At 72.7% G+C, this 18790-nt stretch carries 16 protein-coding genes and 1 pseudogene; 6 read left to right on the top strand and 11 right to left on the bottom strand.

What is annotated here, in order from left to right; all coding sequences use genetic code 11:
- Nucleotide 1 precedes the first annotated feature (1 nt).
- Complete coding sequence (locus BJ961_RS13300) at nucleotides 2–952, top strand: FAD-dependent oxidoreductase (protein WP_271321516.1); 951 nt, start codon at nucleotides 2–4, stop codon at nucleotides 950–952.
- 33 nt (nucleotides 953–985) lie between these two features.
- Here BJ961_RS13300 and BJ961_RS13295 read toward each other — a convergent pair whose 3' ends face one another.
- Both BJ961_RS13295 and BJ961_RS13290 read right to left on the bottom strand, forming a co-directional pair.
- Nucleotides 986–2722 (bottom strand): BCCT family transporter, encoded by a 1737-nt coding sequence (locus BJ961_RS13295; protein WP_271321515.1) that lies wholly within the window; start codon nucleotides 2720–2722, stop codon nucleotides 986–988.
- 80 nt (nucleotides 2723–2802) lie between these two features.
- Nucleotides 2803–4101 (bottom strand): M14 family metallopeptidase, encoded by a 1299-nt coding sequence (locus BJ961_RS13290; protein WP_271321514.1) that lies wholly within the window; start codon nucleotides 4099–4101, stop codon nucleotides 2803–2805.
- A gap of 448 nt (nucleotides 4102–4549) precedes the next feature.
- Here BJ961_RS13290 and BJ961_RS13285 point away from each other — a divergent pair, with 448 nt between their 5' ends.
- Nucleotides 4550–6043, top strand: coding sequence for a M1 family metallopeptidase (locus BJ961_RS13285; protein ID WP_271321513.1), 1494 nt, complete (start codon nucleotides 4550–4552; stop codon nucleotides 6041–6043).
- Between the two features lie 15 nt (nucleotides 6044–6058).
- Here the strand turns inward: BJ961_RS13285 and BJ961_RS13280 are convergent, their stop codons facing one another.
- Together BJ961_RS13280 and BJ961_RS13275 are read right to left on the bottom strand one after the other, a co-directional pair.
- Nucleotides 6059–6544: a macro domain-containing protein gene (locus tag BJ961_RS13280; protein ID WP_271321512.1), complete on the bottom strand. Its 486-nt coding sequence runs from the start codon at nucleotides 6542–6544 to the stop codon at nucleotides 6059–6061.
- A gap of 42 nt (nucleotides 6545–6586) precedes the next feature.
- The gene (locus tag BJ961_RS13275) at nucleotides 6587–8053 is read right to left on the bottom strand and encodes an amino acid permease (protein ID WP_271321511.1); all 1467 of its coding nucleotides are present in this window, start codon (nucleotides 8051–8053) and stop codon (nucleotides 6587–6589) included.
- Nucleotides 8054–8315: 262 nt separating this feature from the next.
- On the opposite strand from BJ961_RS13275, the gene BJ961_RS13270 reads away from it, so the two are divergent.
- Nucleotides 8316–9044 carry a MerR family transcriptional regulator gene (locus BJ961_RS13270; RefSeq protein ID WP_271321510.1) on the top strand — a complete coding sequence of 243 codons (729 nt, stop codon included), beginning with the start codon at nucleotides 8316–8318 and terminating at the stop codon, nucleotides 9042–9044.
- A gap of 9 nt (nucleotides 9045–9053) precedes the next feature.
- On the opposite strand, the gene BJ961_RS13265 is transcribed toward BJ961_RS13270, so the two are convergent.
- The 3 genes from BJ961_RS13265 to BJ961_RS13255 all read right to left on the bottom strand — a co-directional run bounded on the left by BJ961_RS13265 (nucleotide 9054) and on the right by BJ961_RS13255 (nucleotide 13715).
- On the bottom strand, nucleotides 9054–11234 hold the full coding sequence (locus BJ961_RS13265) for a 3-hydroxyacyl-CoA dehydrogenase NAD-binding domain-containing protein (protein ID WP_271321509.1): 2181 nt from the start codon (nucleotides 11232–11234) through the stop codon (nucleotides 9054–9056).
- Nucleotides 11235–11304: 70 nt separating this feature from the next.
- Nucleotides 11305–12519, bottom strand: coding sequence for an acetyl-CoA C-acetyltransferase (locus BJ961_RS13260; RefSeq protein WP_271321508.1), 1215 nt, complete (start codon nucleotides 12517–12519; stop codon nucleotides 11305–11307).
- Between the two features lie 11 nt (nucleotides 12520–12530).
- Complete coding sequence (locus BJ961_RS13255) at nucleotides 12531–13715, bottom strand: CaiB/BaiF CoA transferase family protein (RefSeq protein WP_271321507.1); 1185 nt, start codon at nucleotides 13713–13715, stop codon at nucleotides 12531–12533.
- A 207-nt stretch (nucleotides 13716–13922) separates the two neighbouring features.
- On the opposite strand from BJ961_RS13255, the gene BJ961_RS13250 reads away from it, so the two are divergent.
- Nucleotides 13923–15101 carry a saccharopine dehydrogenase family protein gene (locus BJ961_RS13250; protein ID WP_271321506.1) on the top strand — a complete coding sequence of 393 codons (1179 nt, stop codon included), beginning with the start codon at nucleotides 13923–13925 and terminating at the stop codon, nucleotides 15099–15101.
- Between the two features lie 69 nt (nucleotides 15102–15170).
- Here the strand turns inward: BJ961_RS13250 and mmpA are convergent, their stop codons facing one another.
- Nucleotides 15171–15317: a morphogenic membrane protein MmpA gene (mmpA, locus tag BJ961_RS13245; RefSeq protein WP_271321505.1), complete on the bottom strand. Its 147-nt coding sequence runs from the start codon at nucleotides 15315–15317 to the stop codon at nucleotides 15171–15173.
- A gap of 170 nt (nucleotides 15318–15487) precedes the next feature.
- Complete coding sequence (locus BJ961_RS13240; protein WP_271321504.1) at nucleotides 15488–16192, bottom strand: endonuclease V; 705 nt, start codon at nucleotides 16190–16192, stop codon at nucleotides 15488–15490.
- Between the two features lie 43 nt (nucleotides 16193–16235).
- Between BJ961_RS13240 and BJ961_RS13235 the strand changes: the two genes are divergently transcribed.
- Nucleotides 16236–16532 (top strand): YciI family protein, encoded by a 297-nt coding sequence (locus BJ961_RS13235; protein WP_271321503.1) that lies wholly within the window; start codon nucleotides 16236–16238, stop codon nucleotides 16530–16532.
- Between the two features lie 13 nt (nucleotides 16533–16545).
- Here the strand turns inward: BJ961_RS13235 and BJ961_RS13230 are convergent, their stop codons facing one another.
- The gene (locus tag BJ961_RS13230; RefSeq protein WP_271321502.1) at nucleotides 16546–16875 is read right to left on the bottom strand and encodes a plasmid stabilization protein; all 330 of its coding nucleotides are present in this window, start codon (nucleotides 16873–16875) and stop codon (nucleotides 16546–16548) included.
- Nucleotides 16876–16947: 72 nt separating this feature from the next.
- Nucleotides 16948–18044 (bottom strand): annotated as a pseudogene (locus BJ961_RS13225) (WD40/YVTN/BNR-like repeat-containing protein).
- 299 nt (nucleotides 18045–18343) lie between these two features.
- Between BJ961_RS13225 and ssgD the strand changes: the two are divergent.
- Nucleotides 18344–18760, top strand: coding sequence for a spore wall synthesis regulator SsgD (gene ssgD / locus BJ961_RS13220; protein ID WP_271321501.1), 417 nt, complete (start codon nucleotides 18344–18346; stop codon nucleotides 18758–18760).
- The last annotated feature ends 30 nt before the right edge of the window (nucleotides 18761–18790 follow it).

Here is an 18790-nt window from a genome sequence, read left to right as displayed (position 1 = left end):
TGTGGAAACCGAACTGGATGACGAGGTCGTCGTGGTCGGCGGCGGGGTGATCGGACTGACGACGGCGGTCGTCCTCGCCGAGCGGGGCAGGCGGGTGCGGTTGTGGACCCGGGACCCCGTGGAGCGGACCACCTCGGTGGTCGCGGGCGGGCTGTGGTGGCCGTACCGGATCGAGCCGGTCGCGCTGGCCCAGTCCTGGGCGCTGCACTCCCTCGACGTGTACGAGGAGTTGGCGGCGCGGCCCGAGGAGACCGGCGTACGCATGCTCGAAGGGGTGCTCGGCGAGACCGGCCTGGACGAGGTGGGTGCGTGGGCCTCGGCGCGGCTGCCGGGGCTGCGTGCGGCGACGGCCGCCGAGTACGCCGGGTCGGGATTGTGGGCACGGCTGCCGCTCATCGACATGTCGACTCATCTGCCGTGGCTGCGGGAGCGGCTGGTGGCCGCGGGCGGCACGGTGGAGAACCGTGCGGTGGCCGACCTGGCCGAGGCGGACGCGCCGGTCGTGGTCAACTGCACCGGCCTGGCCGCCCGGGACCTGGTGCCGGACGCGTCCGTGCGGCCGGTGCGCGGGCAACTGGTCGTCGTGGAGAACCCGGGCATCCGCGACTGGCTGGTCTCGGCCGATCCGGAGTCCGGGGAGACGACGTACTTCCTTCCGCAGCCCGGCCGGCTCCTGCTGGGCGGCACGGCGGAGGAGGACGCCTGGTCGGTCGAGCCGGACCCGGCGGTCGCGGAGGCCATCGTGCGGCGGTGCGCGGCCCTGCGGCCCGAGATCGCCGGGGCGCGGGTGCTGGCGCACCTGGTGGGGTTGCGGCCCGCCCGGGAGGCGGTCCGGCTGGAGCGCGGGACGCTGCCGGACGGGCGGCGACTGGTGCACAACTACGGTCACGGCGGCGCGGGCGTGACCGTGGCCTGGGGCTGCGCCCAGGAGGCGGCCCGGCTCGCCTCCTGAGGCAGGTGTTCCGGTCGGGCCGCCCGCGCGCGGTCAGTGCTCGTGGTGCTTGCCGATCGGGTCGCCCTCCACGTCCGTGCCGGGGCCGGGGCCGATGCGGATCTCGAAGTCGCCCTCGTACTGCTTGTGGCCCTCCACGACGGCCAGTTCGACGGCTTCGGAGGCCATCTCGCCGCGCACGATGAGCGGGTCGCGGCGCAGGTCGCGCATGAGGGCGACGCACATGAAGATCATCACGATGACGAAGGGCGCCGCCGCGAGGATCGTGAGGTTCTGCAACCCGGTGAGCGCGTCCCCCTCGCCGCTGCCGATCAGCAGCATGATGGCCGCGACGGCGCCGGTCACCACGCCCCAGACGACGACCACCCAGCGGCTGGGTTCGAGCGCGCCCCTCTGCGAGAGCGTGCCCATCACGATGGAGGCCGCGTCGGCGCCCGAGACGAAGAAGATGCCGACGAGGATCATCACGAGCAGGCTGGTGGCGGTGGCGATGGGGTACTCCTGGAGCACGCCGAAGAGCTGGCCCTCGGGGGTCGAGTCGTCGCCCAGCCGGTTCTGCTCCTGCAGCCGCATCGCGGAGCCGCCGAAGATCGCGAACCAGATCAGGCTGACCGTGCTGGGCACCAGGATGACGCCGCCGATGAACTGACGGATGGTCCGGCCCCGGCTGATGCGGGCGATGAACATGCCGACGAAGGGCGTCCAGGAGATCCACCACGCCCAGTAGAAGACGGTCCAGCTGCCCAGCCAGTCCGCGACGCCCTTGCCGCCGCTGATCTCGGTGCGGCCGGCCATCTGGGGCAGGTCGCCGAGGTAGGCGAAGACGGAGGTCGGCAGCAGGTCGAGGATCAGGATGGTCGGGCCCGCGACGAACACGAAGACGGCGAGCACCAGGGCCAGCACCATGTTGGTGTTGGACAGCCACTGGATGCCCTTCTCGACGCCGGAGATCGCGGAGGCCACGAACGCCACCGTCAGGACCGCGATGATGCCGACGAGCAGCCCGGTGCTGACCTTGTCCATCCAGTCGAGCTTCTCCATGCCGGAGCCGATCTGCAGCGCGCCGAGGCCGAGGGAGGCCGCGGAGCCGAAGATCGTGGCGATGATGGCCAGGATGTCGATGACCCGGCCGCCGGCGCCGTTGGCGTGCTTCTCGCCGATGAGCGGGGTGAACACGGCACTTATGGTCTGCCTGCGGCGCCTGCGGAAGGTGCTGTAGGCGATGCCGAGGCCGACCACGGCGTAGATCGCCCACGGGTGGAGCGTCCAGTGGAAGAGGGTGGTGGCCATGGCCGTCGCCATGCGGTCGCCGGAGTCGGCCGGGCTGGTGCCGGGCGGGGGCGTGGTGTAGTGCGCCAGCGGCTCGCTCACGCCGTAGAACATCAGTCCGATGCCCATGCCCGCGCTGAACATCATGGCGACCCAGGACACGGTGCGGAACTCGGGTTCCTCGCCCTCCGCCCCCAGGTGGATGCGGCCGTAGCGGCTGGCCGCGAGCCAGAGGGCGAAGACCACGAAGCCGGAGGCGGCCAGGGTGAAGGCCCAACCGCCGTTGTGCAGAAGGCCGCCGAGCATGCTGCTGGAGACGTCCTCCAGCGAGTCGGTGGCGGCGGCGCCCCAGATGACGAACGCCAGGGTCAGGGCGGCCGTGACGCCGAAGACGACGCGGTCGGTCCGGGGCTTGTGCTCGTGCCCCGGCAGGCCTGCTTCCGAACCCGGAAGCGTGCCTCTTTCGTGTTCTTCCTTGTCGCTTGGTCGGTCCTGCGTCACAGGCGGCACCTTTCAAGTCGATGAGGCCGAAAATACCCCTCCGCTACGCCATTACCACGTAGGACGCGGAACTCACTCCGTCAGCAGCGGGTATCGGGTTCACCCGCTGCCACGTGGTATGTCGCGCGCTCGTCCAGGAGCAGCGGCACCAGGGCGCGCTGCGACTGGCGCAACGGCACGTAGACGCCCTTCTCCCCGGCCGGGAGCACCTGTACACCGTGCAGGGCGAGTTCGTCCCGGACGTCGATGTACTGGGCAGGTGTCAGCCGGTAGCCGCAGGGCGGGTCCTGGACGACCTCGGAGGCCTCGGCCGGGTCGTTGTCCGCGCCGCCCAGGTACACGGGTCCGGTGTCGGCCAGTCCGGCGCGGCGGGCGGCGCCGGTGGCCGCCTCGACGTGTCCGCGCCGCCGGTCCGCGAAGCGGAACATGCCGTCCAGGGCGGCGAGCTGGGAGTCCACCCGGCGCCGGTGGTTCAGCGCCGGGTCCTCGCGCTCGGCGTCCGTGAGGGCGTCGACACGGCTCTCGATGAGGAGGCCGACCGCGTGTTTGACGCCGGACATGTTGCGCAGGATGCGTTCCTGGCCGTCGCCCGCGGTCTGTCTGACCGGGTCGCCGGTGGCGGGGTCGGTCCAGATGCCGTAGGTGCCGGTGGAGTACCCGGCGCGTTCGGCGGCGGGGCGGACGTACGCGCCGGACAGGGTTCGGGCCTCGTCGTGGACCGCCGGGCGGGTGTTGAGGTTGCGGGGCCAGAGGTCGAAGAGGTCCTTGTCGTAGTACGGGGGCGTGGCGCCGTACTCGTGCAGGTCGTAGATGACGTCGGGGCGGCGGTCGCGGATCACGGCGGCCATGGCGCGGGCCTCGGCCGTTCTCAGGGCGAGGTGGTCGCGGTTGACGTCGACGCCGTCGCTGTTGCCGCGGGTGTCGGCGGCCCGGCCGTCGGGGTTGGCGGTGGGCACGACGAGCACGGCGGTGCGGTCCAGGAAGCGCCGGGTCGCCCGGTCGGTGGCGTGGGCGAGGTCCCGGACGGTGGACAGGCAGGCCTCGCGGCCGGAGGGTTCGTCGCCGTGCTGGCTGCACACGAGGAGCACCTTGTTCGGCGCGGAGGGCCGGCCGAGGGTGACGAGTCGGAGGGGGCGGTGCTGCTTCGTGGTGCCGATGCGGTCGACGGTGACGCGGTCGCTCGCCCGGTCGGCGGCGGCGAGGAGCGCCTGTTCCTCGGGCTGGGTGGTCCAGCGGGCGCCGTGCGTCTTCTCGAAGCCGGTACGAGGCGGGTGGGTCGAGGAGTCGGTGGCGTGGGCGGGCGCGGTGAGCAGGGAGGGGGCGAGGAGGGACGCGGCGAGCGTCGCGGTGGTCGCGGTGAGGATGCGCAGGCGGTTCATCGGGCTCCCTTCGGGACGCGGTGCGTGGGATGCGGCGTGCTCACCACGCCGTCGGCCGGCGTGGATGCCGGGGCGGCGCTTCCCGTACCGGCGGCGGCTCGGGCGGGCGCGGCGGTGCAGCCGGTGAACGGTACGTGGGGCGAGGTGCGGGAGGGGGCCGGCGTGGGCGCCGGCGTGTCGGTGGGAGGGCCGCCGGGGCCCTGGTCGACGCGCCCGGCGGACAGGGGGGCCGGGGCCGCCGTCGCGAGCGGTCTCCGGATCGTGAGGCGCATGCGTTTCGGCATGCGCGGGACGGTACATCGGTCGTCTCCAGCGCATAAGGGGGCCGCGGGCGGCTCATGACGGCCGGATGGCGATCGTGTGACGGGAGTGGCCGTGGACACGACAGTGCGTACCGGGGCTGAATAGGCTCCGAACAGACTTCGTGCCCCTAGGACTTGGAGCTTTCGTGCACCGCAGATTCATCGTGCCGGGCGCACTGGGCGCCGCCTCCCTCATGCTGGCGATCCCGGCGTCGGCGGCGGCCCACTCCCCCGGCGCTCCGGGCATCGGCGACCCCTACTACCCGGCCTACGGCAACGGCGGATACGACGTCTCGCACTACGACCTGCGCCTGAAGTACCAGCCGGCCACGGACCGGCTGGAGGGAACGGCGACGATCCTGGCCCGCACCACCGAGGACCTGTCGCGGTTCAACCTCGACTTCCTGCTGGACGTCGGCGAGGTGCGGGTGAACGGCGCGAAGGCGGCGTTCACGACGTCGGGCGAGCAGGAGCTGGAGATCACCCCGAAGAAGCCGCTGGACAAGGACACGCCCCTGACCGTCGTCGTCCGCTACAGCGGCGTGCCGTCCTCGAAGGAGGCGTTCGGCTTCACCAGCTGGCACCGCACCCCGGACGGCGGGGTGGGCGCGAACGAGCCCGAGGCCGCGGCCTGGTGGTTCCCCAGTAACGACCACCCGCTCGACAAGGCGACCTACGACGTGTCGGTGCAGGTCCCGGACGGCACCCAGGCGATCTCCAACGGCACCCTTCAGTCGACGAGTTCACGGCTCGGCTGGACGCGTTGGAACTGGCGCTCGGACAAGCCGCAGGCCACGTACCTCACCACGCTGGCGATCGGGAAGTTCGACCTCACCACCGGCACCACCGAGAGCGGCATCCCCGTCGTCAACGCCTACAGCGAGGACCTGGGCGCGAACGACGGCGCGGCGCGGGCCAGCGTCGAGCGCACCGGGGAGGTCGCCGACTGGCTGAGCGACTACTTCGGGCCGTATCCGTTCAACGCGCTCGGCGGCTATGTGCCGAACACCACCACCGGGTACGCGCTGGAGACGCAGACCCGGCCGTTCTACAGCCCGCGGCAGTTCGCCAACGGGTCGAACGTGTCCGTCGTCGTCCACGAGCTGGCCCACCAGTGGTACGGCGACCTGGTCTCGGTGCGCGGCTGGAAGGACATCTGGATCAACGAGGGCTTCGCGCGGTACGCCCAGTGGCTGTGGTCCGAGCACGAGGGCGAGGGCACGGCGCAGGAACTGGCCGACTACACGTACGCCTCGCACCCGGCCGACGACGCGTTCTGGACGGTGAAGCCCGGTGACCCCGGTCCGGAGAACCAGTTCGACGGCGCCGTCTACGACCGGGGCGCGCTGGCCGTGCAGGTGCTGCGCAACGAGATCGGGGACGACGCCTTCTTCACCGTGCTGAAGGGCTGGCCCGCGAAGTACGCCCACGGCAACGCGTCCGTCGCCGACTTCCGGCGGTACGCCGAGGAGGTGTCGGGCAAGCCGCTGGCCGCGCTGTTCGACACCTGGCTGTTCCAGCCGTCGAAGCCGGACGCCCCGGCGGCGAGCGCCCGGTCCCTCGCGAAGGCCCCCGCGGCGCCCGTGCAGCCCCGCTCCTGGCGGAAGATCGCCGCGACGAACGACGTGCACGAGCACTGAGCCGGCGGCCGGTCCTCAAGCGGCGTCCCCGTGGTCGTAGACCGTCACGGGGATGCCGCGCCGGGTGAGACGGTCGGATATGAGCGGCTCCACGCGCGACCACGTGCCGCCGGCCAGGCCGCAGCCTATGCGGGGCATGTGCACGGACGCCTCCAGCTCGGCCGCCCGGTCGGCGACGCGGCCGAGCGCGGTGCCGACGGCTTCGTAGCGCACGGGGACGCCCTTGCTGCCGGTCCTCATGCCGCGCTGGCCGATCATGTTCGCCACCCACACGTACGGCTCGACCTGGACGAACTGGACCGCGCCCAGGGCGAAGTCGTTGGAGGCGCGGCCGCGGTGCCAGGCACGGTAGGCCGCCTCGGGCTCGGTCCACCGGCGGGAGACGGCCAGGACGAAGCCCTTGCCCCAGCCCCCGAGGTCGTTGCACACGTGGGCGATCACCTTGACGCCCTTGACCGACGGCGCGGTGGCGTCACCCCGGACATAGCTGATCTCCGACATGTCGCCACCGTAGGGGGTGCCACTGACAGTGGTCCCGGGTCGCTACTCCTTCGGCGCCGACAGCTCCCGCTCGGCCTGTCGCGCCACCCGGCGCCGGACGCCGAACCAGCCGGCCACCAGCATCACCGCGATCACGGGCACCAGCAGCACGGTCTTGCGGCCGACCTCCTCGTCGTTCCACATCAGGCCGATGACCGCCAGCAGGAAGGCGATCGTGACGATCTCCGTGACGGGGCTGCCGGGCAGCCGGAAGCTCGGCCGTTCGACCAGGCCGGCACGCGCCCGGCGGACGAACACCAGGTGGCAGATCATGATGATCACCCACGTGCTGATGATGCCCAGCGAGGCGACGTTCAGCACGATCTCGAAGGCCTTGCTCGGCACCAGGTAGTTCAGCCCGACGCCGAGGACGCAGACCGCGCAGGTCAGCAGGATGCCGCCGTAGGGGACCTGGCTGCGGCTCATCACGCCGGTGAATTTGGGCGCGGAGCCCGCCATCGACATGGAGCGCAGGATGCGGCCGGTGGAGTACAGGCCGGAGTTCAGCGACGACATCGCGGCCGTGAGCACGACGAGGTTCATCACGTCGCCGGCGGCCGGCACACCGATCCCCGACAGCACCGTGACGAAGGGGCTCTCGTCGCCCGAGTAGAGCGAGCTGGGCAGCAGCAGGGCCAGGAGCACGACCGAGCCGACGTAGAACAGCGCCACCCGCCACATGATCGAGTTCACCGCGCGGGGAACGATCTTGTGCGGCTCGGCGGTCTCGCCGGCGGCGACGCCGACCAGTTCCAGCGCCGCGTAGGAGAAGATCACGCCCTGCATGACCAGGACGACGGGCATCACACCGTGCGGGACGAGGCCGCCGTGGTCGGTGATCATGCCCACGCCCGGGGTCTGCCCGCCCACCTCGTGCTGGGTGGCGAGCAGGAAGATGCCGATCAGCATGAAGCCGACGAGGGTGGCGACCTTGACGATCGCGAACCAGAACTCCATCTCGCCGAAGATCTTCACGGAGATGAGGTTCACGGCCAGGACCACGGCCAGGGCGATCAGCGCGAGCACCCACTGGGGGATGCTCGTGAACATGCTCCAGTAGTGCGTGTACAGCGCGATCGCGGTGATGTCGGCGATACCGGTCGTCGACCAGTTCAGGAAGTACATCCAGCCGGCGACGTAGGCGCCCTTCTCACCGAGGAACTCGCGCGCGTACGACACGAATGATCCGGAGGAGGGCCGGTACAGCACCAGCTCGCCCAGTGCCTTGACGACGAAGAAGGCGAAGACGCCGGCGACGAGGTAGGCGATGGCGAGCGCCGGTCCGGCGTCGCGCAGACGCCCGCCGGCGCCGAGGAAGAGGCCGGTGCCGATCGCGCCGCCGATGGCGATCATGTTGACGTGGCGGGCTTTGAGGTCCTTGCTGTAACCGGCGTCGCCCGCGTCCGCGGGGAGGGTTCCGGTCGCCCGGGGGTGGGCGGCCTGGGCCGTGTCGACGGCGTCCTTGCTCACGGGTGGTTCCACTCTCTGGTGCGCTCGGGCGGTGTGCGCCCGAGTCGTCCGTACCTGTGTCTCGGGCCCGCACCACCCTTTGACGCGGCACAGACCAAGACCGCACCTTCCCACGACGCCGCGTGGGCATGCGGTGGGTCATGTCACACAGCGTGACTTCTCACAAGATCCGCCGATGGTCCGCACGGGGTGCGCAAGAGGCGCGCGGGAGGTTTCACCGTGCTGGTTTCACAGTGCTGGTGAGACAGCGATACTGCTGCACATGACGACGACCGACACCGAGGAGCCGACCCTCACGATCGACGAGCTGGCGGCGCGCACGGGCGTCACGGTGCGCACGGTCCGCTTCTACGGCACCAGAGGGCTGCTGCCGCCGCCGGTGCTCGGTCCGCGCCGGGTGGGGCACTACGGCCGGGAGCACCTGGCCCGGCTGGCGCTGATCGAGGAGTTGCAGCACCAGGGCATGACGCTGGCCGCCATCGAGCGGTATCTCAAGCGGCTGCCGGACGATCTGAGCCCCCACGACCTGGCGCTGCACCGTGCGGTGGTGGCCTCCTGGGCGCCGGAGACGGTGGAACGCGTCACGCGCGAGGAGCTGAACCGTCGGGCGGGCCGTCCGCTGACCGACGAGGAGGTGGAGCGTCTGACGGCGATGGACGTCCTCGTCCGGGGGGCGGACGAGGACGTCCAGGGCGGCGACGCCTACCGGGTGGACGCCGGACTGCTCCGGCTCGGCGTCGAACTGCTCGACGTGCCCTTCTCGCCCGAGACGGTCCTCGCCGCCCGTACGGCCCTGCTGGAGCACTCCCGCGCCGCCGCGCGCGACCTCTCGCGGCTGCTGCGGGACGCGGTCGCCGAACGGGACGCGCGGGACGTGCGGTCACTGTCCGCCCACATGCACCCGCTGGTGGTGCAGGCGCTGCTGACCACGTTCCAGCGGTCCCTGCGCGAGGAGCTGCGGGAGTGGCTCGACAAGGAGGCCGGTGAATGATCCGGCGGCTCAGCGGCCGTCCGTGAAGACCTCCCCGTTGTCCGCCTTCTCCACCAGCAGGGCGGGCGGGGTGAAGCGCTCGCCGTAGCGGTCGGCCAGTTCGCGGGCCCGGGCCACGAAGCCGGGCAGGCCGCCCTCGTAGCCGTTGACGTACTGCAGGACGCCGCCGGTCCAGCCCGGGAAGCCGATGCCGAAGATCGAACCGATGTTGGCGTCGGCGACGGACGTCAGCACGCCCTCCTCCAGGAGCCGGACGGTGTCCAGCGCCTCCGCGAAGAGCATCCGCTCCTGCATGTCGGCGAACGGGATCTCGTACCCGGGCTTGGTGAAGTGCTCGCGCAGCCCCGGCCACAGCCCGGCGCGCCTGCCGTCCTCGCCGTACTCGTAGAACCCGGCGCCTCCGGCGCGTCCCGGGCGGCCGAACTCGTCGACCATGCGGTCGATGAGCGCTTCAGCGGGATGCGCGGTCCAGGTGCCGCCCGCCTCCTCCACGGCCCGCTTCGTCTCCTCGCGGATCTTCCGCGGCAGGGTCAGCGTCAGCTCGTCCATCAGGGACAGCACCTTGGCCGGGTAGCCGGCCTGGGCCGCCGCCTGCTCCACCGAGGCGGGCTCGATGCCCTCGCCGACCATCGCGACACCCTCGTTGATGAAGTGGCCGATGACCCGGGAGGTGAAGAAGCCCCGCGAGTCGTTGACCACGATCGGCGTCTTGCTGATCTGCCGGACCAGGTCGAACGCGCGGGCCAGCGCCTCGTCCCCGGTCCGCTCCCCCCTGATGATCTCCACCAGCGGCATCTTGTCCACGGGAGAGAAGAAGTGCAGCCCGATGAAGTCGGCCTGGCGCTCGACGCCCTCGGCCAGCGCCGTGATGGGCAGCGTTGAGGTGTTGGAGCACAGCAGGGCGTCGGGGGCGACGACGTGCTCGATCTCCTGGAACACCTTGTGCTTGAGCGAGGTGTCCTCGAACACCGCCTCGATCACCGCGTCGCAGCCGGCGAGGTCGGCCGCCTCGGCCGTGGGCGTGATCCGGGCGAGGAGCGCGTCGGCCTTCTCCCGGCTGGTACGGCCCTTCCCGACGGCCTTCGCGCACAGCTTCTCGGAGTACGACTTGCCCTTGACCGCCGACTCCAGCGAGACGTCCTTGAGCACGACCTCGATGCCCGCGCGGGCACACGAGTAGGCGATGCCCGCGCCCATCATCCCCGCGCCCAGCACGGCGACCTTGGTGACCTTGCCCGGCTCGACGCCCTTCGGGCGGTTGGCGCCCGAGTTGACCGCCTGGAGATCGAAGAAGAACGCCTGGATCATGTTCTTCGAGGTCTGCCCGGCGGCCAGTTCGACGAAGTAGCGGGCCTCGATGACCTGGGCGGTCTCGAAGTCGACCTGGGAGCCCTCGACGGCTGCGGCCATGATGTTGCGCGGTGCCGGGTAGGGGGCGCCGTTCGTCTGCTTGCGCAGGTTGGCGGGGAAGGCGGGGAGGTTGGCCGCGAACTTCGGGTGGGCGGGGGTGCCGCCGGGGATGCGGTAGCCGGGCCGGTCCCAGGGCTGGGCGGACTCCGGGTGGGCGTCGATGAAGGCGCGGGCCTTGGCGAGCATGTCCTCGCGGCTGTCGGCGACCTCGTCGACCAGGCCGTTCTCCTGGGCGCGGCGCGGGTTGTACTGGGCGCCCTGGAGGAGGACCTTCAGGAGGGCGTCGGTGATGCCGAGCATCCGGACGGTGCGGACGACGCCGCCGCCCCCGGGGAGCAGGCCGAGGGTGACCTCGGGGCAGCCGATCTTGGAGCCGGGCGCGTCGAGGGCGACGCGGTGGTGGCAGGCCAGGGCGATCTCGTAACCGCCGCCCAGGGCCGCGCCGTTCATGGCGGCGACGACGGGCTTGCCGAGGGTCTCGATGCGGCGCAGGTTCCGCTTGATGGCCATGCCGCCGTCGAAGAGGTCCTGGGCGGTCTCCGGCGTGACGCGGATGAGGTCGCGCAGGTCGCCGCCCGCGAAGAACGTCTTCTTGGCGGAGGTGACGATGACGCCGCGGACGGAGTCCTTCTCGGCCTCCAGGCGGTCGGTGACCGCCGCCAGGGAGTCGCGGAACGCCTGGTTCATGGTGTTCGCGGACTGGTCCGGGTCGTCGAGGACGAGGGTGACGACACCGGTGTCGTCCTGTTCCCAGCGGATGGTGGTGGGCTCGGTGCTCATGAGGGTGTGCTCCAGGTGATCCGTCGTGGCCGTCGTGTCGGTCGTGGCCGTCGTATCCGTCGGGAGGGCGTCAGATGCGCTCGACGACGGTGGCGATGCCCATGCCGCCGCCCACGCACAGGGTCGCCAGCCCGTACCGCAGGTCGCGGCGCTCCAGTTCGTCGACGAGGGTGCCGAGGATCATGGCGCCGGTGGCGCCGAGGGGGTGGCCGAGCGCGATGGCGCCGCCGTTGACGTTGACCTTGTCCAGCGACAGGCCCATGTCCTTCACGAAGCGCAGGACGACGGCCGCGAACGCCTCGTTGATCTCGACGAGGTCGATGTCGTCGATGGTCAGCCCGGCCTTGGCGAGGGCCTTGCGGGTGGCCGGTGCGGGGCCGGTGAGCATGATGGTGGGCTCGGAGCCGGAGACGGCCGCGGAGACGATCCGGGCGCGCGGGACCATGCCGTTCCGCTCACCGGCCTCCCGGGAGCCGACCGCGACCAGGGACGCGCCGTCGACGATGCCGGAGGAGTTGCCCGCGTGGTGGACGTGGTCGATCTTCTCCACCCAGTGGTACTTCTGCAGCGCGACCGCGTCGAAGCCGCCCAGCTCGCCGATGTCGGCGAAGGAGGGCTTGAGCCCGCCGAGGGAGTCGGCGGTGGTACCGGGGCGCGGGTGCTCGTCGTGGTCGAGGACGGTGAGCCCCGCGCGGTCCCTCACCGGGACGACGGACCGCTCGAAGCGGCCCTCCTTCCAGGCGGTGGCCGCGCGTTCCTGGGAGAGCGCCGCGTACTCGTCGACGTCGCGGCGCGAGAACCCCTCGATGGTGGCGATCAGGTCGGCGCCGATGCCCTGCGGGACGAAGTTGGTGGCGAGGTTGGTCATCGGGTCGTTGAACCAGGCGCCGCCGTCCGAGGCCATCGGGACGCGCGACATGGACTCGACGCCGCCCGCGAGGACCAGGTCCTCCCAGCCGGAGCGGACCTTGGCGGCTGCCATGTTGACGGCCTCCAGGCCCGACGCGCAGAAGCGGTTCTCCTGCACTCCCGCCACCGTGTCGGGCAGTCCGGCGGCGACGGCGGCGATGCGCGCGATGTCGGATCCCTGGTCACCGACCGGGCCGACCACACCGAGGACGATGTCGTCGACGGCCGCCGGGTCCAGGCCGGGGAAGCGGGCCCGGATCTCGTGGATGAGGCCGACGACCAGATCGATCGGCTTGGTGCCGTGCAGGGCGCCGCTCGCCTTGCCGCGTCCGCGCGGGGTGCGGATCGCGTCGTACACGTACGCTTCGGTGCTCACTGGCAGGCCTTTCACTGAGGGTGGTGCACTGCGGGGTTCGGGAGGGGCGCCGGGGGCGGGCCCGGCTCGCGGGGCAGGCCCCAGTCGCGTGCCACGGACTCGGCGTCGGCGCCGGGCTGTGCGGGCCCGGTGCGTACGGCGGTGGGGGTCGCGGAGAAGCGGGGCGCGGGGGCGGGTTGGGTGATGCCGTCGTGGTCGGTGAAGGTGGAGCGGGCGGCGAGGTGCGGGTGGTGCGGGGCCTCCCGCAACGACAGGACGGGTGCCGTACAGGCGTCGGAGTCGGCGAAGACGGCCGCCCACTCGTCGCGGGTGCGGGACCTGAACCGGGCGGCGACGGCCTCGCGCAGCTCGGGCCAGCGGGCCGGGTCGTCGCGGGCCGGTGCCTGATCGGGGAGGCCGAGGAGCCGCGTGAACTCGGCGTAGAACCGGGGTTCCAGGGCGCCGACCGCCATGTAGCGGCCGTCGGCGGTCTCGTAGGTGCCGTAGAAGGGGCAGCCGCCGTCGAGGAGGTTGGCGCCGCGCCGGTCCTGCCAGGCGCCTGCGGAGAGCATGCCGTGGATCATCGCGGAGAGGTGGGCGGTGCCGTCGACGATGGCGGCGTCCACGACCTGCCCGGTGCCGGTCGCGCGCGCGTGGTGCAGGGCGGCGAGGACGCCGACGACCAGGTAGAGGGAGCCGCCCGCGTAGTCGCCGAGGAGGTTGGCGGGGACGGCCGGCGGGGCGTCGGGGGCGCCGATCATGCCGAGGGTGCCGGTGAGCGCGATGTACCCGATGTCGTGCCCGGCGCGCTGGGCGAGCGGGCCTTCCTGGCCCCAGCCGGTCATGCGGCCGTAGACGAGGCGCGGGTTGCGGGCGTGGCAGTCCCCGGGGCCGACGCCCAGCCGTTCGGCGACGCCGGGGCGGTAGCCCTCGATCAGGACGTCGGCGCGTTCGGCGAGGTCGAGGACGCGGGCCGGGCCGTCCGGCGCCTTGAGGTCGACGAGCACCGAGCGCTTGTTGCGGTGGGTGACGTCGTGGGCTGGGTCGATGCCGAGGCCCGGTCCGCCGGGGCGGTCGACGCGGACGACGTCGGCTCCGAGGTCGGCCAGGAGCATGGCGGCGAAGGGGCCGGGTCCGATGCCGGCCAGTTCGACCACGCGCACGCCGGTGAGCGGCCCCACGCCCGGCGTCGGCGCCGGTGTCTCGGCATTCGGCATCGGGCCCCCAGCTCTGTGACACAACCGATGTAACACCAGTGATGCTAAGAACGTGTTCCACTGGACACAAGACCCGGGCGAGCAAGCGCTTAGCCAATTATGGTGCAGGCACCCTCCGGGGCTTCCCGAGCCTCACGCTAGCCTCAGCCACCGGCGACGGCGCGCGCTGCGGACCCGGGGACCGCCGGCGGATGACGAAGGGATGTCATGAGCGGGCTGAAGACGGCCGACCGGCCGTACGACATCGTGCTGTTCGGGGCGACGGGGTTCGTCGGCGAACTGACGGCGCGGTACCTCGCCGCGCACGCGCCGGACGGGCTGCGCTGGGCGATCGCGGGCCGCGGCGAGGAGAAGCTGCGCCGCCTGCGCGACCGGCTGCCCGCCGCGCGGGACGTCGGCGTGCTGGTCGCGGACGTGTCCGACCCGGCCTCGCTGCGCGCACTCGCCGAGCACGCGCGCGTGGTGGCCACGACGGTCGGTCCCTACGTCCGGTACGGCGACGCGCTGGTCGCCGCCTGCGCGGAGGCGGGCACGGACTGTCTCGACCTCACCGGTGAGCCCGAGTTCGTGGACCTGACGTACGTCCGTCACGACGCCCGCGCGCGGGAGACCGGCGCCCGGCTGGTGCACGCCTGCGGCTTCGACTCCGTCCCGCACGACCTCGGCGTGTACTTCACCGTGCGGCAACTGCCGGAAGGTGTCCCGCTGACCGTGGACGGCTTCGTGAGCGTCGGCGCCGCCTTCTCGGGCGGTACGTTCGCCTCCGCCCTGGGCCAGTTCGCGCGTGGCAGGCAACTGCGTGCGGCCGCGCTGGAACGCCGGCGGCACGAGCCGCGCCTGGTGGGCCGCCGCGCGGCGGCGCCGACGGGCGCTCCGCGCTTCGCCGGGGAGGTGGGCGCCTGGGCGCTGCCGCTGCCGACCATCGACGCGCAGGTCGTGCGGCGTTCGGCGAAGGCCCTGGACCGCTACGGCCCCGACTTCCGCTACCGCCACTACGCGGCCGTGCGGCGACTGCCCGTCGCGGTGGGCGGGGCGGCCGCTGTGGGCGCGCTGGTGGCGGCGGCTCAGGTGCCGGCCGTTCGGCGCTGGCTGTCCGGCCGGCTGGAGCCGGGTTCGGGGCCGAGTGCCGAGCGCCGGGCGAGGAGCTGGTTCTCGGTGCGGTTCGTCGGCGAGGGCGGCGGCCGCACGGTGTTCACCGAGGTCGCGGGCGGCGACCCCGGGTACGAGGAGACCGCCAAGATGTTCGCCGAGGCGGCGCTCTGCCTCGCCCTCGACAGGTTGCCGCCGACGGCCGGGCAGGTCACGACGGCCGTGGCGATGGGTGACGCGCTGACCGGGCGGCTGCGGAGGGCGGGCATCGGCTTCCGCGTGGCCGCGAGCCGCTGACGGGCGTCCGGAGCGGGGTAGGGGGACCCGCCCGGGCGAGCCCCTGCCGGCCCGCCCGGGTGGGTCCCCCTACCCCGTCCAGCCGACGATCGTGTAGATCATGCCGCCGATCCAGGCCAGTCCCGCGCCCACGGCCAGCACCAGCCCTCCCGCCACGGCTCGCCCGACCGGGCGGCCGGAGTGGGCGGGGATTCCGGGTGCGTGGTGTGTCGTCATGCGGTCCAGCATGGCGGCGGCACGGAGGACGGCACATCCGTACGGGTACTCAGATCGTCCGGCACTCGGCTCGTCCGACACTCAGATCGTCCGACACTCGGCTCGTCCGCTTGACCGTGACGCGATCCGACCCGACCGCTCCCCGACGCACTCCCGCGGTGCCGCCGGAGTCAGGACGGGTGGTGGGCGGCCGCCCGCAGGGCCTCGCGGCACAGGGCGTCGGCCCTGCGGGTGGTCTCCGGGAGCCGGTAGGCGGGGGTCAGGGCCAGCGTGTGCGCGCAGGCGTTGTCCAGGCTCACGCGGTGGCCGACGGAGACGAAGACCGGTTTGACGGCGTCGCGGGTGCGCACCGCGCGCCCGACCTCCTCGGCGCCGGCGAGCAGCGGGGACGTACTGCCGCGCGGGAGGTCCGGGGCGTCGTGCGTGAAGGTGAAGGGGTTCTTGGCCACGCCGATCGTGGGCAGTCCGGTGAGGACGCCCAGATGGCTCGCGAGGCCGAAGCGGCGCGGGTGGGCCAGGCCGTACCCGTCGCACACGACCAGCCCGGGCGGACAGGGCAGCGCGTCCAGGGCGGCGAGGACGGTCGGGATCTCCCGGAAGGCGAGCAGACCCGCCACGTAGGGGAAGGAGATCCGCCCGACGGCCGTGGCCTCGGCGACGACGGCGAGGGTGGCGGCGTCCAGCACGACGGCCGCCGCCGCGACGACGTCGCGTTCGTCGTCGTAGGCGACGTCCACGCCGGTCACCCGGCCGGTGCCGGGCGTCGGACCCGGCTCGTCGAGGACGACGCGCGCCCGCAGTCCGTCCTGGACGGCGCGGGCCCGCGCCTCGGTCGTGGGCCAGTCGGCGGGGATCGGCACGGTCACGGTCGTCATGGTGGCCGCAAGCCTACGGGAGCCCCGGAGTAGGCTCGCGCTCATGTTCGTACTGGAACTCTCCTACACCGCCCCGCTCGAAGCCGTCGACGCCGTCCTCGAGGAGCACATGGTCTGGCTCGACGGACTGTACGAGCAGGGCGTCTTCCTGGCCTCCGGGCGCAAGGAGCCCCGCGACGGCGGGGTGATCCTCGCCGTCGCGGCGGACCGGGCGCGGATCGAGGAGATCACCGCGGGCGACCCGTTCGTCCGGGCCGGCGTGTGCGCGTACCGCGTCACCGAGTTCATCGCCACGAAGACGGCACCGGCGCTGGAGGGGTACCGGGAGACGCTCGGCTAGCGGGACGTTCCTCCTACTTGCCCAGCGCGCGCCGCAGCTCGCCCTTGTTCATGCCCGAACGGCCGTGGACGTCGCGGCGCTTGGCCTCCTGGTACAGCTGGTCGTAGGTGGGCCCCTGGGGGCCCTGCCGCTTCCCGGACCGCTGGCCGCCGCGCCTGCTCGGCGACTTGTCCTGCGTCGACGTACGGCTGGCGGTCTTCGACTCGCCGGACTGCGCGCGCTCCTTGTTCACCGTCCGCGCCGCGATCTCCTTGGCGCGGCCGGTGCTCTCGCCACGGTCCTTGGCGCTGTCCTTGATGTGCTCGTACTGCCGCTCCCGTTTGGAGTTCGAGCCGCTGGGCATGTCCGCTCACTTCCTCTCACGTTCAGCGAACGGTTACCCACGTTACGGACAAACACCCCGCCCCGCCCGGCGTCAGCGCTCCAGACGGGCGACGCGGCCCTGCTCGCCCGCGGCCCAACAGCCCCGGTCCGGGGTGCAGTCCACGGTGTCGTAGGACCCGGTGTCGACCGTCCGCCAGGTGTGGCCGCCGTCCGTGGTGAGGTCGGTGCCGGTGGGGCCGACGGCGAGGGCGGCGGTGCGGCTGTGCGGGAGCCAGGCGACGCCGGAGCGGTAGGCGGGCGGCGGGTGGCCCGCGGGGCGCCAGGTACGGCCGGCGTCGGTGGTCCGGGCGGCGGCCCGCGGGAGCCCTGCTCGGGGCGGAAGTCGCCGCCGACGGCGAGTCCGTGGGCGCGGTCGCGGAAGGCGAGGGCGAAGACGCCGCGGGCGGGGTCGCCGGCCGGGACGGGGGCGTCGGTGGCCGTCCAGGTGAGCCCGCGGTCGGCGGAGTGCAGCACACGCGCGCGTGCCGCCCCGCCGGTGGCGAGCCACACGTCCCTCGGCCCGGCGGAGACCAGGCACTGCCCACTGGCCGCGAACCCGGCCTCCCCGTCCTGCGCGGCGGGCATCCCCCGGTCCGGGAGCACCTTCCAGGAGCGGCCGCCGTCGCTGGTCGACAGGATGCGGAACCTGCCGTCCACGGGATCGCTCATGGCGAGGCCGTGGCGGCGGTCGAAGAAGGTGAGGCAGTCGTAGAAGGCCCGCGCGTCGGTGTTGCGGAAGGACTCGGTCCAGGTCGCCCCGCCGTCGTCGGTGCGGTAGACCCGGGAGTCCTCGCCCTCGCCGATGGACAGGGCCACGGCCCGGCGGGCGTCGAAGGCCTCGATGTCCCGGAACTCCAGTTGGTCCGTGCCCGGCGGGGAGACGTCGCGCCAGGTGCCGCCGCCGTCGGTGGTGCGCAGGACGGTGCCCCGGGTGCCGGCCACCCAGGCGGTGTGCCGGTCGACGGCGGCGAGCCCCCGGAACCGGACGTCGAGGACGCCGGTGTCCTTCACGTCCCAGTGCGGCCGCTGGTGTGCCTGGGCGGGCACGGCCGTCAGCGCGGCCAGCGCCGCCGCGCAGGCCGCGCCCGCGAGCACCACCCGCCCCGCGCGCCTGCCGCCGGTCCGAACGGACCCCGTCGTACGTCGCATGCTCCCCAAGCGCCTCATGGCGGGCGAAGCTAGCCCACCGCCCGGGCGCCGTCCAGAGGACCGGGCACGACACACGCGCGTGGCCCTGGAGGACCGGGCACGGCACGCGCGCGTGGCACGCGAGGGGCGCAAGTCCCCCGCGGGGCAGGCGAGGAGAGGCGCGTCACTCCGGTGCATGAACGCGGTGACAGAGGTCACTCGATGGTCGTGTGCACGGATTGGTTGATTCCGTCGTCTCTTCCAGTGCCCGGCCCGCACCACCCCCGAAGCCCGTCCAGCCGTCACGAGGGAGCAAGGCGTTGTCAACCGTCATCGAGCAGCCCGTCGAGGCGCGTCTCGTCGCCGCCGCGCCGCGTATGCCGAGCATTCCCGCGACCCTGCACTACGACCGCGACGACCCGTTCGCGGTCCGCATGACCTTCCCCGCCCCCGCCACCCTGGAGGGCGTGGAGGTCTGCTGGACCTTCTCCCGCGAGCTGCTCATCGCCGGGATGCGGGAGCCGGACGGTCACGGCGACGTCCGCGTGCGCCCGTACGGGTACGACCGCACCGTCCTGGAGTTCCACGCACCCGAGGGCACGGCCGTGGTCCATGTGCGCTCGGGGGAGCTGCGCCGCTTCCTGCAGGCCACCGGCGAGCTGGTGCCGGTGGGCCTGGAGCACCTCCAGCTGGACCTGGACCACGACCTGGCGGAACTGATGCGCGGGAGCCACTGACCCCTCCCCCGCCCCGCACGGGGACGCCGC

The organism is Streptomyces lienomycini (assembly GCF_027947595.1).
Lineage (GTDB): Bacteria > Actinomycetota > Actinomycetes > Streptomycetales > Streptomycetaceae > Streptomyces > Streptomyces lienomycini.
The sequence above is the reverse complement of the archived record's forward strand: the minus strand, read 5'-3'. Positions and strand labels throughout refer to the sequence as shown.